General features: G+C 44.2%; 11 protein-coding genes. 5 read left to right on the top strand and 6 right to left on the bottom strand.

Going from position 1 to position 13650, the window contains the following annotated elements:
* Positions 1-443: 443 nt before the first annotated feature.
* From PN466_RS07690 to PN466_RS07665, 6 genes are all read right to left on the bottom strand, one after another.
* Positions 444-1184 carry a hypothetical protein gene (locus PN466_RS07690; protein ID WP_271938338.1) on the bottom strand — a complete coding sequence of 247 codons (741 nt, stop codon included), beginning with the start codon at positions 1182-1184 and terminating at the stop codon, positions 444-446.
* A gap of 27 nt (positions 1185-1211) precedes the next feature.
* A complete protein-coding gene (locus PN466_RS07685) occupies positions 1212-3089 on the bottom strand; it encodes a cache domain-containing protein (protein WP_271938337.1) in 1878 nt (625 codons plus the stop codon).
* Positions 3082-4479 carry a cache domain-containing protein gene (locus PN466_RS07680; RefSeq protein WP_271938336.1) on the bottom strand — a complete coding sequence of 466 codons (1398 nt, stop codon included), beginning with the start codon at positions 4477-4479 and terminating at the stop codon, positions 3082-3084. Before PN466_RS07680 ends, PN466_RS07685 begins: the two co-directional genes overlap by 8 nt.
* Positions 4480-4508: 29 nt before the next feature.
* Positions 4509-5750 carry a cache domain-containing protein gene (locus PN466_RS07675; protein ID WP_271938335.1) on the bottom strand — a complete coding sequence of 414 codons (1242 nt, stop codon included), beginning with the start codon at positions 5748-5750 and terminating at the stop codon, positions 4509-4511.
* 43 nt (positions 5751-5793) lie between these two features.
* Positions 5794-7227 (bottom strand): hypothetical protein, encoded by a 1434-nt coding sequence (locus PN466_RS07670; protein ID WP_271938334.1) that lies wholly within the window; start codon positions 7225-7227, stop codon positions 5794-5796.
* Positions 7228-7342: 115 nt separating this feature from the next.
* Positions 7343-8341, bottom strand: a complete 999-nt coding sequence (locus tag PN466_RS07665) for a phage tail protein (RefSeq protein WP_271938333.1) — start codon at positions 8339-8341, stop codon at positions 7343-7345.
* A gap of 88 nt (positions 8342-8429) precedes the next feature.
* On the opposite strand from PN466_RS07665, the gene pyrE reads away from it, so the two are divergent.
* The 5 genes from pyrE (at position 8430) to PN466_RS07640 (ending at position 13511) form a co-directional block, all read left to right on the top strand.
* Positions 8430-9005 carry an orotate phosphoribosyltransferase gene (gene pyrE / locus PN466_RS07660; protein ID WP_271938332.1) on the top strand — a complete coding sequence of 192 codons (576 nt, stop codon included), beginning with the start codon at positions 8430-8432 and terminating at the stop codon, positions 9003-9005.
* Positions 9006-9053: 48 nt separating this feature from the next.
* Complete coding sequence (locus PN466_RS07655) at positions 9054-9380, top strand: YbjQ family protein (protein ID WP_271938329.1); 327 nt, start codon at positions 9054-9056, stop codon at positions 9378-9380.
* Positions 9381-9383: 3 nt separating this feature from the next.
* Positions 9384-9980, top strand: a complete 597-nt coding sequence (locus PN466_RS07650; RefSeq protein WP_271938327.1) for a molybdenum cofactor guanylyltransferase — start codon at positions 9384-9386, stop codon at positions 9978-9980.
* An 81-nt stretch (positions 9981-10061) separates the two neighbouring features.
* Positions 10062-10817 carry a Uma2 family endonuclease gene (locus tag PN466_RS07645; RefSeq protein ID WP_271938326.1) on the top strand — a complete coding sequence of 252 codons (756 nt, stop codon included), beginning with the start codon at positions 10062-10064 and terminating at the stop codon, positions 10815-10817.
* Positions 10818-11042: 225 nt separating this feature from the next.
* Positions 11043-13511 (top strand): ATP-dependent Clp protease ATP-binding subunit, encoded by a 2469-nt coding sequence (locus PN466_RS07640; protein WP_271938325.1) that lies wholly within the window; start codon positions 11043-11045, stop codon positions 13509-13511.
* The last annotated feature ends 139 nt before the right edge of the window (positions 13512-13650 follow it).

Below are 13650 nucleotides of genomic sequence, written 5' to 3'. Positions count from 1 at the left end.
TCTTCCAAGCTTCTTTGGCTTCCTGATAAGCTTGGAAGAGTTCCTCTATGCTATGGTGTGCAACTATCTGAATTCGTCTTGGCATGACTAGGTTTGATGCTGTGCCTTTTTATTTTAGCTGATTCCTCGGACTTGATATCACAGCGCAAAGCGCTGTATTAACCCACACTCCCCTGATTATTCTTTCGTAACTTGGCCGCCAGAGTCGGAATCTTTCTCCTACTACTCTAAACTTGTTTAGCTGTCTAATCAGATATTCTACAAAAATTCTTTCTCTGGCTTTTTTGCGGTTTTCTTCTTTTTCTTCTTCTGCTGTTTTTGACTTGCTTAAGCACTTTTGAAGGTCCCCCACACTTTCTGATAGACTCACTTTTAACCGACCTGCCATAAATACCTCTCTATTGCTTTACTCTTTTCTTCCCCATTCTCCCACCATTTCCCCACTACAGCGCTTTGCCCTGTAAAATATCCTGCAACTTTTGATAATAGCGATTGGCATAATACCAGCGAGGATTAGTTTTTAGATTCACCGATTCAAGTTTTGTCCCTAGCTCGTTGACCACTTGATTAAGGGTTTGCAGTTGTTCTTCATACTGTTCACGTTCTGCCATCAGTTGAGTCACTATTTCTTGCAAGTCTTGACGTAATTTTACACTCTGGGCGTGTTGCTGCCAGCGTTGTTCGCGGTCGATTTTTAATTTCTGATTGTCTTGTAAAAGTTCCTCTATCTGTTGCTTCAAATCTTCAATTTCTAGGAGCAGTTGATAGTATAAGTCTTGATTGAATTTCCGCTTGTGAGTTTGGGGAGCCGGATCAATAGTATCTTCAGACTCAGATGGTAAGGTGGGGGCGATTGCTTGAGGGTCAGGACATAACCATTTCACTGCCTCTATGAGTTTTTCTGTGGTAATTTCCTCCGTTTTTCCGAGCGGATGTTGTTTGAAAATACCGCCGATACACTTGGATGCATACCAGAGTTGATCGGAGCGTAAATAACAAGTGATGCGATAAACTACAGAATAGTTGAAGGGTTCCCAATAGACCTGAACTTTGAACTTTTTGTGTTTGAGTGCCCAATCTACAAATTCAGGGCTACCCACCTCTAAACCCGACTCTGATAAGGCTTTGCTCTCTATTCTAGAGCGCGGGTTAATGTGACAGGTAACGAGGGGATAGGATTTCATAATGATGGCTTGTGGCTATGGGCAGGTTTAGAGATTAAAGAGGGTTTTCATTCGAGATTTGATTTGCTGTAAGAGGTCGGTTTCGTCATCTTCTAAGAGGCCATATTCCGCCAGAAGCTGCTTGCGCTCTTGGAGTTCAGTTTGGTGACGATGGAGATCTTGGGCAATTTGTTCAGCCATTTGGGGGTATTGGTGGAGGACTTTGCCAAAGTTGAGGCGATCGATCAAGAATAGGGTGGTTTCTTCGATCGCGATCGCCGTAGCCGTTCGATTTCCCCCAAGCATGAGCGCCAGTTCTCCAAAAGATTGTCCTGAAGAGAGGGTAACTAAGGGTTTATTGATTTTCTCCACAAAGATACGGACAGAACCAGTGAGAATAATATAAAACTCATCTCCCGGTTGATCTTCCCGACAAATATAATCCCCCACCTCAACTCGTTTAATTTTGCCCTCCATGACTAACTGGCTTAACTGTTCAGGGGTTAAGCGCTGATAATAGGGAACTTGGGACAGAAGCTGAGGTAAATGGGGATGATAATCATAAACCGTCCGAATACAGGATGCTTTTTTCTGCCATTTCTTCAAGGCGGTGAGTTCGTAGGGGTTATCGTTAGATTGGCTAACCTGGAAATTTAATAGATTTAACTCGTCTTGAAGGCTTTGTTGGCGATCGCCGGTTTCTACCGCCATATCTACAAAGACTCTAGCTAATTCGCCCACTTCATCTTGACGTTGATATAAATTCTCTAAGGTTTGGGGATTAAAAGATTGGGATTTAATTTGATCGGCAGCTTCACTAAATTGAAAAATAGGTTGTAGAACCCAACGACTGACTCCTAAGCCAATCCCCAAAGATGATAATAAAATCAAAAGTTCTAAAACGAAAGTTATCCAGGCTTGGATAGCTACTTGTTGCATAAAATCTTCTTCAGGAATAATCACCACAATCAGCCAATCTAAGCCTAAGCGATCGCGAAAGCTTTTGACTTGAAAACTGACGTGTTTTCCGTTCCACTTAAGAGATGAATTCACCGTACTTTCAAGTCGAAAAAAACTGCCAAATTGGTTAATTAAATTTTCAGCGATCGCCGAAATTAACTCATTCTCACTACCGACAATATTTAACCGATCTTGATGACGTTTAGCTTCTGCAATCAAATCTGGATTAGAACTGGCAATTAAGAATCCTTCGCGATCGATAATTAAAACTTGTCCTGTTTTACCAATAGTTAAGTCTTGCAGAAATTCATTGATTCCCTGAAAGAACAAATCGACCGCCAGAACACCCAGGACTTCTCCTTGAGAATCTTTAACAACTTGTGCAGCAGTAATGGCTAATTCTTGGGCAGAAAAATCTTGATAAATATCAGTCCAAATGGGTTTATTGGATTGCAGTGCAGCTTGATACCAAGGACGAATACGAGGGTCATAATTAGCGGATTGATGTACAATTTCAGTTTTGCGACCATCGCTAGTGGTTGCGTAACGGATTACATTAGAATCTGTTGTTTGTCCAGCTATACTAATTCCAACTTCTCCTGAGTTAAGAATAGTTGCTCCCCTAAATTCTCCTTGAGGATTGCTAAAATACAGACTTTTCACGCCTTCAAAAATTTGAATTTGATTCCAAAAATAGAGTTCTAAACTGGGTAAATTTTCTAGATTGAGAGCGCCTAATGTAATGCTTTGGAGATTAAGCTGATTGATCGTATTAGGGACTGACAAATAATCCCGAAGATCATCTTCTACATGAGCAGTAGTTGTACGGGCTAACTCAACGGAAATTGTATTAATATTTTGTCTGGTCTTTTGAAATAGAACAATGGCTATCAAGCCGACAACTAAAACCGAAGGGGCAACAATTAAAAGAGGTAGACGATAGCGGATAGACAGATTCTTAATCATGTTTTTCAAGGGGCGTTTTTCGGCGGATTTTTTGTGATTTTTGTTTCAAGTAATCCCAGTAACTTGAATTTAATTCTGGAGAATTTTCCGTATCCTCTGAAGAAGATGCTTTGGTTTTGTATGTGCTTAACTGTTCAATCCTTTTTTCTAAGTTGCTTTGTTGCTCTTGAATTAACAAAGCCATTTCTTCAAACACACGACTGAATTGACCGATTTCGTCATTACGCTTAACTAAATCTGCAATTTTTTCAGGTTTAAATCTTCGATTTTTCAGTTGTTTTGCTGTTGTATTTAACCGCAACAGAGGAGACACCACCAATTGATGCATATTCCAGACCGCCAAAGCACTGCCCACAGTTGCTGCTAAAATCATGAAAATATAAATAGTTCTTTTTTTAGCTGGATGAAATACATTAGATTCTGACAATGCCACAACTACTACCCAGTGCAAGTTCCAGTGATTTTCAATCGGTTCAACCCAAACCAATTGCTTTTGTCCATTATGGTAAAAAATCAAGGACTGAGGTTCAGATATGAGACTAAAATCACTAAATTTGGCGATCAAAATTTCTCCGATTTTTTGCACCATTGGATCGGGACTTTGAGTAATCATTAAGTGGGTTTCTGATTCTGGATCGAATAGGGTTAACGGATCGGGATCAGAACTGGCAATCAATTGTCCATCTTGTTGAATAATTAAAACTTTTGCTGCTTTACTAATGGGTAAATCACGGAGAAATTGATTCAGACTATTGAGAAAATAATCAATTCCTAAAACTCCAACTAAATTCCCTTGGCGATCGCGCACTGCTTGAGCTGCGGTAATTCCTAACTGGCGAGTGGTAAAATGTGGATAGACAGGACTCCAAACTAGATTGTTGGTTTTTTGTGCTGCTTGATACCAAGGACGAGTGGTTGGATTAAACACTGAGTCTTTACTCAGTACTTGACCCCGTTGACCGTTTCTATCTAGGATAGAAGTGATATGTTGGTAATCCGTATTTTCCCCAGAATAAGATTGAGTAAATTGCCCATTTTCATTGAGTTTAACCCCAATAAATTCTTGGTTTGGACTGCCAAAATAAATATTACTAACTGAGGGAAAAAAACGAATCTTATTATAAAAATTAATCGTTAAGTTCTGTGTGTTTTTCCATATTGATGGATTAGATTGATAACGATTTAAGCTCAATTTATAGATAATCTCTGGTTGTCGAAGATTAAGGTGTACCTGACTTTTGATTTGCATCACAGATTCCTTCATCCAAGATCTAGAGAGTTCATCTACAGTTTTATCTGCATTATAGATTGCTAATACTCCCGTAAATGCTAAGGTTGCCATTAAAGGCGTTACCGTTAAAATAGGAATGAGTTTTTTTAGGGAAACCATAAATAGACCTGGATAAGATATTCTTTAAATTATTCTTTATTTCTAATCCATTGTGCTTTACGCTTTAATGCTTTGAAATAAGCCATTTCTAATTCTTGCGCTTGGCTTAAGTTAGCATTGTTCATTCTCAATTTTCGCACTTGTTCTGCTAGATCTTGCTGCCGTGAATCAACCACTTTAATCATTTCATCAAATCCCCGCGCTAATTGTCCAATTTCATCCCCTCTCTGACTAATTTTTCGTAACTGTTTAGATTTTATCATTAAGTTCCCATCAATCACTTGATTGACATTTTGGGCAATTTCCAGTATAGGTCGGGTGACTTTGCGCGATAAAATATAGACAATTATTAACAAGATTACTGCTACTAACAATCCTCCAAATAGCAAATTCATGGCAATAGTTCCCGAAACATTAAATGCTTCTTCTCGTGTGATTTCCACGAGAATTCCCAAGTTTTTATCTTCTAACCATCGGTAACTGCCAATCACTTCTACTTGTTTATGATTTTGATAAAAATCAATCCCATCTTGACCTGACATAGCAGCATCAATTCCTGGACTACGTACCCATTGATTGGCTAATTCTGAATCCTGGGTATCTACCAATCGATTTTCTTGTCCCTGTTTGCGGATTAAATAGGATTCATCTGTCTCTCCTAATCCGGTGGCTTCTTGCATGATTTCATGAATTTTTTCTAGGGAAAGATCAACGGATAAAACCCCTATTCTTTCCCCTTGATCGTTGAGTAAAGGAGTAGCAAAGGTCATGGCCGTTTCCCGTGTGATCGGGGAAGTATATAAGGTTGGACGAACGGTTTCTAGATTTTCTTGTGTAAAATAAGTGACAGAATCACCCAGGGGTTGATAGTTCCCTTCTTCCTCTCCTTCAGTTGAGATAGAAACAATCCCACTGTTGGTGGATATGGATAAAGATTGAATGGTATTTTCGGTTGTTAAAATCGTGCGAAAGTAATCTTCAATTGTTTGATAGGATTGCCGATCTGTGTTATCCAGAAAACTGGCATAAGAGTCAACTAGGGTTGGCGTTTGAGCGATCAGTAAGATAGTTTTATGTTGTTGGTAAAACCAGTTATCAATCTGATTTTCTTTAATGGAAATTACGACTTCCATTTGACTGGTAATCGATTTTTTCAGCAGCTCAACAGACTGATAGTAAATGACGATCGCCAGCCCGACCACTGAAACTAGGGACAACACGGAAAAATAGCCCACATGCTGGATCAGTAAACTATTGTGCCAACGTTTCATTTTCTTGTCCTCATGATGTCTTGTTCCTTTTTGCCCTCTGAATCTAGTGTTGCAATTGGGTTAAATGCCGTCTGCGCCAGGCAAAATGTAAAAGATTAATCCCCAATTCTTGGGCATTGCGAATTTTTTCTCTGGGTAACTCTAGTCCACTCTCGAGTCCCCACGCTAAGGATAAATCCCCGATCGCCAAAACTACGCCTCCCCAATTAAACAGGCGAACCGGATTTTGCTTAATTTTGGGTAGGGCACTAAATAAAAAGGGTTGGGTTTTCAGGGGATGCCATGGGGATAATTGCCCTAAATGAGCGCCAGACATGCCTAGATTCATGGCTAATTGTTCTATAGATGCACAAATCTCTTGAATTTGGCGATTTAATTCCTCTTCACAAGCTGCTAATTCTTCGTTTAACTGGGTTTTCACCTCTTGTAACTCTACTGTATCGCCAATATCGGCGATCGCCTCTAACAGTTCCTGTTGTACAAAACTCAACTCATCTACCTGGGTCTCCTCTTCCAATAGCTCAATGAAGATTACCCCCCCTAATCCTACATAGGCTCGTAAACTTGCCTGTTGAGCCTCATTCGTATTCAGCGCCTGATTGTAACTTAAATAGATTAAATCATAGCCTTGCCAAACTAACCCCTGACGAGTCGCCGTCATCTCCCAAGATTCTTCCAACCCTTCCGAGTTCTCGGTATTGCTCCAGGTAACCGAAGCAACTTCTTCAATCCCTCGCATTCCCGGATCGAGGGCTACAAAGGCCTGTAGTAAACAGGATAAATTAGAAGCCGTCAGGCGATCGCCCCCATTTCCACCCTGCATATAGGCAACCTGTACCGTTCCTTGGGGGCGAACTCCCACAGGAGAGCGATAGCGCAGATCCAACTGATTGATCTGGGGCGCAAACACATCCCCAACGTTGCCCCCTTCGACTCCGCTCAGGGAACCCCCAGAGGGGGATAACTGCACCGTTCCAGGAGAGAGCTGCAAACGGCATAATTCCACTTCTAAACCTGATGGAGGGGTGCTTTTCTCATCAATGCGGAACGTTTCCGGAACCAGTTCCACCTCAGAATTGCGCTGTAGGGTTTCTGGATCGACATAACTGAGTACTAAATAGACTGTAACTGGGATTTCCTTGGGACTTAGAGCAATGCGAAAGGCGATCGCCCGATCGACAATAATTGGATTTCCCATCCGGTCAATAGCCATCCCCGGTTGTACTTCTACCCAGCGTCCGTCACGATACTGGGCTGCGATACTATCAGGAGCTGAAATCACTTTCACCCCCAAACCATAAACAATTCCAGGTTGATGGAGCGCCTGATAATATAAATTCTGGCGCTTTCGATGATATTCATGGGCCCGTTGCCAACGATGAGCATTTAAAAGCAAACCATCATGGACAACCAACCGTTCTAGAGGAACAGGGTAGGGAAGCTCTGTGCCACTTCCGGGATCGGCAGATAACGTCACAAGCCTTACTCAATCACGATCTGTAACAGACAGTATGGCCATAAAACGGTCATTTTCAGGAAAAAATTAAAACTTAATTAACTTTTGGCCTAAGGAGGTATTGCTCCATTATCCACTAATCAATTTGCAACTCATAGGTACAAAATGCCGGTTTTTGCTGGTCAATCACCTGACGCACCAAAGCCTCATCCACCGACCCTGGAGTATCGGGTTGCAAATGTACCCGAAAATGAAACGGCTGACCTCCACCCAACAGAGCATCTTGCCCCAAAATTGAATGGTCTAAAACTAATCCTTGGCTAAAGGTTTCCAGAATGGCAATATGTTTATCTTCCTCCCGTTCCACCTCATCATCCAAGGGTAAACCCGTCACCAAATGTAAATAGAGTCGCAACCCTCGACGCGTACCTCGCCAGCGATAAATCTCTAAGGCGTGGCGAATGAGCGATCGCTGTTGCTCTAAACTCAAATAAGATTGCAATTCCCAACCCACCCAATGGGCTAGAAATGGCAACATAGATTGGGGCGCAGTTAAGGGATCGAGATAGGCAAATAAACTCGCCATCATCTGCACATCCGGGTTAAACGTTTCTTCAATAATCTTCAAAAACCGCCCTACAAAATCAACTTCCCGATAGATTTGGGGCAAAAAGTCTAAATACCTAGATTGGGGACGCACATAAAAGTTAATATCCGCCACATCAATCAGTTGGCTCACCGTTCCTGGCCTCGCTCCATACACCTGAAGCCGACCACTATAATTAATCCGTAAACTTGAATTTTCTCTTAGGGCCAGGAATGCCTCAAAAAAGTCATCCGGTGCTTGGAATTCGATGATAATATCTTGGCTGATGCCAGGAGAGATTTCAGAATTTTCCCTCTCGCAAGAATACCAAGCCTGGGGCAAATTTCCCCGAAATTCTAGGGTCACATTCAAGAGGTGTTCTCCAGGATTACCCAGTTTGACCATAAGCTGGCTGGGTTCTCCTGGAATCAGCATCAGGGGAATCCCTTCAGGAGCTAAGGGGTCATGGTGCAGTAATTCCGGGTCTGCATCTGGCAGACGCATGGGAATCACCTCAAGAGAAAGAGGACTCGAACGCGCAAGGGTCATGGTACTTTGGGCATCAAAAATTATAGTTTACCAATTAGCCATTACTCATTACCAGCGCTATAATTTCCAGGAAAGATCAGGTATCCTCATGGTAGATTTGACCTCACGTCAAGAGTTAATAGATTTGTTTTGTCAATTGGCTTATCAAGAGGGAGATTTTTTACTCTCTTCTGGCCAAAAAAGTTCTTACTATATCAATAGTAAACCGGTTACCCTCCATCCTCAAGGAGCTGTAGCTGTGGGCGAGTTGTTGTTAAATATGCTTCCTGAAGACGTGCAAGCTGTGGGAGGCTTAACTTTAGGAGCCGATCCAATTGTGACTGCGGTAAGTGTCGTTTCTGCTTATGAAGAGCGGCCCATCTCAGCGTTAATTGTGCGTAAGGAAGCCAAGGGTCATGGAACTCAGGCTTATATCGAAGGACCAACGTTACCCCAGGGCGCTAAGGTGGTCGTGCTAGAGGATGTAGTCACTACGGGACAGTCGGCGATGAAAGCGGTGGAGCGCTTGCGCGCTGTAGGATACGAAGTGAACCAAATCGTAGCATTAGTCGATCGCCTCCAGGGAGGTGCAGAGTTTTACCAGTCTATGGGGTTGAAGTTTGAAGCTCTGTTTAGTATTGAAGAGATACAACAGCGCTATAAAGAGAAAGAAAATAGGCAATAGGGATGGGTTAAGATCGAGATAAATTCTGATTGAATGAGGACTTATATTGTGCTAGTTACTACAACAGATGGTTTGGATGGATATCAGATTACCGCTTATCATGGTGTCGTCAGTGGAGAGGCAATCTTAGGGGCTAATATCTTCAAAGATTTTTTTGCTGGTATTCGTGATATCGTGGGCGGGCGCTCGGGAGCTTATGAGAAATCACTCCGGGAAGCCAAAGAAACCGCGATGAAGGAAATGGTAGCTGAGGCTCAGAAGATGGGCGCAAATGCAGTTATTGGTGTCGATCTTGACTATGAAACCATTTCAGTTTCGGGTGGCAGTAGTATGCTGATGGTCGCAGCAAGTGGAACGGCGGTGAGTTATCAATAACCCATGTCTATTTTTCCCAGTGCTACCGTAGCCAGTGTCATTTTAGCCGGAGGGCAAAGTTCCCGCATGGGACAGGACAAGGCTCTGATTCCCTGGAATGGAGTCCCTTTGCTGCAACGGGTATCGGAAGTCGCCACCCAATGTACAGAGCAGGTATATATCGTTACGCCTTGGCCCGATCGCTATCGGGCGATCGCCCCCCCACATTGCCAGTGGATCGTCGAGTCCAACCCTGGAAACGGGCCCTTAGTTGCTCTCTCTCAAGTTTGGGAAAGAATTCAACATCCCTGGATTTTGTTGCTCGGTTGCGATTTACCCAACTTAGACCCCACTCTTTTGCAGCATTGGATCGCCCAACTCTCCGACATTCCTGAATCAACCTTAGCCGTTGTTCCGATTCAGGGAAAGTACTGGGAACCCCTGTGTGGATTTTACCGTCCCGATCATCAACTGACTCTAAAATCCTTTATCCAGAATGGAGGTAGTGCCTTTCAACACTGGTTATCCTCCATTCCGGTACAACCCTTACCCGTAGATGCCAGAATTGCTCAGATCCTCCACAACTGCAATACACCCGCAGATTTGAAATTAAGTAATTAAGTAATAAGTAATAAGTAAAGCCTGAAGATGGTGTAAGGCTATATAATAAAACTCAATAGTCCATGATTCCAGAGGTGAGCCATGTCTGTTGCACTGACCCAAACTTTAGAAACTGAAACCGAGCAGGAATGGACTTCTCCCTTACCCCCTACTGATTTAATTTTTGATGACGGAGAGACATTGGAAAGCAATCGCCATCGCATCGCCATGAATGTCCTGATTGAAGCCATCCATCAAGCTTATCAAGGACGCGATGACTATTTTACCGGTGGGAATATGTTTGTCTACTACAGTAGTCGCCAAGCCCGCGATCGCGATTTTAGAGGGCCAGATTTTTTTGTGACCTTAAATGTGGATGGCACAAAAGAGCGTCAAGGTTGGGTGGTTTGGGAAGAAGAAGGGCGTTATCCAGATGTAATTGTTGAACTTATGTCCCCCTCAACAGCAAGTGAGGATACCGGCCCGAAAAAAAAGATCTATGAGCAAACCTTTAAAACACGAGATTATTTTGTTTATAATCCCTTCAATCGCCAGTCTTTGCAAGGATGGCATTTGAACAGTAATGGCCGCTATGAGGAAATTGTTCCTGACGAACGGGGATGGTTATGGTGTCAGAGTTTGGAATTGTGGTTAGGCCTTTGGGATGGAACGTTAACTAAGGAAAAGGCTCCTTGGTTACGGTTCTTTGATGCCGAGGGGAATTTGATTCTGCTCTCTCAAGAGCTAGCCGAACAGGAGCGCGATCGCGCTAATGCTGCTGAAGCTAAATTACGAGAACTAGAAGATCGCTTGCAAGCCATGGGTATCGATCCGAATACAGTCAACCCGCGTGATTGAGGATTTGCCCGGATTGTAGAGAGTAAAAACAGATTACGGATTACCCATTGCTAATCAGTGATCTCCCCATCCCCTCCATCCGCTTATCTCCCCATCTCCCCATCCCTATTTTCCGGAGAAGGGCGGAAAACCGGCCTAAATTCTGTTACTGACCGCACAATAACCTAACGATTTTCCTATGTTAGAATCAGCTTACCAAAAAGCAGCAGGTGATGGGAAAACGCCATGTTTGAACGCTTCACAGAAAAAGCCATTAAGGTGATCATGTTAGCTCAGGAGGAAGCCCGCCGCCTGGGTCACAACTTCGTGGGCACAGAACAAATCCTTCTCGGTTTGATTGGGGAGGGGACGGGAGTGGCCGCAAAAGTCCTGAAATCCATGGGGGTCAATCTTAAGGATGCCCGGATTGAGGTAGAAAAGATCATCGGTCGGGGTTCGGGATTTGTCGCTGTAGAAATTCCATTTACACCCAGAGCCAAACGGGTTCTAGAGCTATCCCTAGAAGAGGCTCGTCAATTGGGACATAACTATATTGGCACAGAGCATTTACTTTTGGGTTTAATTCGCGAAGGAGAAGGGGTAGCTGCCCGTGTCTTAGAGAATTTGGGCGTGGATCTGTCTAAGGTTCGCACTCAGGTCATTCGGATGCTCGGTGAAACGGCTGAAGTTTCGGCGGTAGGTGGACGTTCCTCGAATAAGACCCCAACGTTAGATGAGTTTGGGTCGAATTTAACCCAATTGGCCGCTGAAGGAAAACTCGATCCGGTGGTCGGTCGGCAAACGGAAATTGAACGGGTGATCCAAATCTTGGGTCGGCGGACTAAAAATAACCCGGTACTGATCGGTGAACCGGGGGTTGGGAAAACAGCGATCGCCGAAGGGTTGGCTCAACGGATCTCCCATGGTGATGTCCCGGATATCCTGGAAGATAAGCGCGTCGTTACCCTCGATATCGGTCTGCTGGTGGCGGGAACCAAGTACCGAGGAGAGTTTGAAGAGCGGCTGAAGAAAATCATGGATGAAATTCGTTCAGCAGCCAATGTCATCCTGGTGATTGATGAAGTCCATACTCTCATTGGTGCAGGAGCGGCTGAAGGGGCGATCGATGCCGCCAATATCCTCAAACCTGCCCTCGCTCGGGGCGAGCTTCAATGTATTGGAGCCACAACCTTAGATGAATACCGCAAACACATCGAGCGGGATGCTGCCCTAGAGCGGCGTTTTCAACCGGTGATGGTGGGTGAGCCTTCTGTGGAAGAAACCATCGAGATCTTACATGGGCTGCGCGAGCGGTACGAACAGCACCACAAGTTGAAAATTTCGGATGAATCTTTGGATGCAGCCGCTAAATTGAGCGATCGCTATATTTCTGACCGCTACCTCCCCGATAAAGCCATTGACTTGATTGATGAAGCCGGATCGCGGGTACGCTTAATTAACTCAAAACTGCCCCCAGCAGCCAAAGAACTCGATCGCGAACTACGCGGTGTTCTCAAGCAAAAAGATGATGCGGTACGCTCCCAAGACTTTGATAGAGCTGGGGAATTACGCGATCGCGAAATGGAACTCAAATCCCAAATTCGCACCATTGCCAGCAAAGGCAAAGACGAAGGCTCAGTCAGCGATGACCCCATCGTTACCGAAGAAGACATCGCCCATATCGTCGCCTCCTGGACTGGAGTTCCCGTCAACAAACTCACCGAAACCGAATCCGAAAAACTCCTACATATGGAAGACACTCTCCATACTCGGATTATCGGTCAAGAAGATGCCGTCAAAGCCGTCTCCCGCGCCATCAGACGCGCCCGTGTTGGTCTGAAAAACCCCAACCGACCCATTGCCAGCTTCATCTTCTCCGGGCCCACTGGGGTTGGAAAAACCGAGTTAACCAAAGCTCTGGCTTCCTACTTCTTCGGTTCTGAAGAAGCAATGATTCGTCTCGATATGTCCGAATACATGGAACGGCACACCGTCAGCAAGCTGATCGGTTCTCCTCCTGGATATGTTGGATACAACGAAGGGGGACAACTCACGGAAGCCGTTCGCCGTCGTCCCTATACTGTCGTTCTCTTCGATGAAATTGAAAAGGCACACCCCGACATCTTCAACATGCTGCTGCAAATCTTAGAAGATGGTCGTTTAACCGATGCCAAAGGACGCACCGTAGACTTCAAGAACACCCTCTTGATCATGACCAGTAACATTGGGTCTAAGGTGATTGAAAAAGGTGGCGGTGGACTTGGGTTCGAGTTCGACGACAACGCCGAAGATGCCCAATATAACCGCATCCGTTCCTTAGTTAACGAAGAACTCAAAGCCTACTTCCGTCCTGAGTTCCTCAACCGGTTAGATGAAATCATCGTCTTCCGTCAGTTGAACAAGGAAGAAGTCAAAGAAATTGCCGAAATCTTGCTCAAGGATGTCTTCAAGCGCTTAACCGAAAAAGACATTACCCTGCAAGTCACCGATAAATTCAAAGACCGGTTGATTGAAGAAGGGTATAATCCCGCCTACGGTGCGCGTCCTCTGCGTCGAGCCATTATGCGCCTATTGGAAGACACCTTAGCGGAAGAACTCCTCTCTGGTCGAGTGGGTGAAGGGTCTACAGCCGTTGTTGACGTGGATGAGTCTGGACAAGTGACCATTCAATCTGAGGATCAACAGACTCCAGTGTTAACCAAGGCTACGGACTAGGAGCAAACTCCTCTAACCTATGGCTTAAGCCTGAACCTTGCTATTTTTAGCTAATTCTTAAGACGGTTGATATTCAGTCAACCGTCTTTCTTTCTATTGCCTATTTCCTATTTCCTATTGCCCATTCCCTAGCGCAAAG

The sequence above is a fragment of the Roseofilum reptotaenium CS-1145 genome (assembly GCF_028330985.1).
Lineage (GTDB): Bacteria > Cyanobacteriota > Cyanobacteriia > Cyanobacteriales > Desertifilaceae > Roseofilum > Roseofilum reptotaenium.
This window is presented reverse-complemented; position numbering and strand designations above follow the sequence as displayed.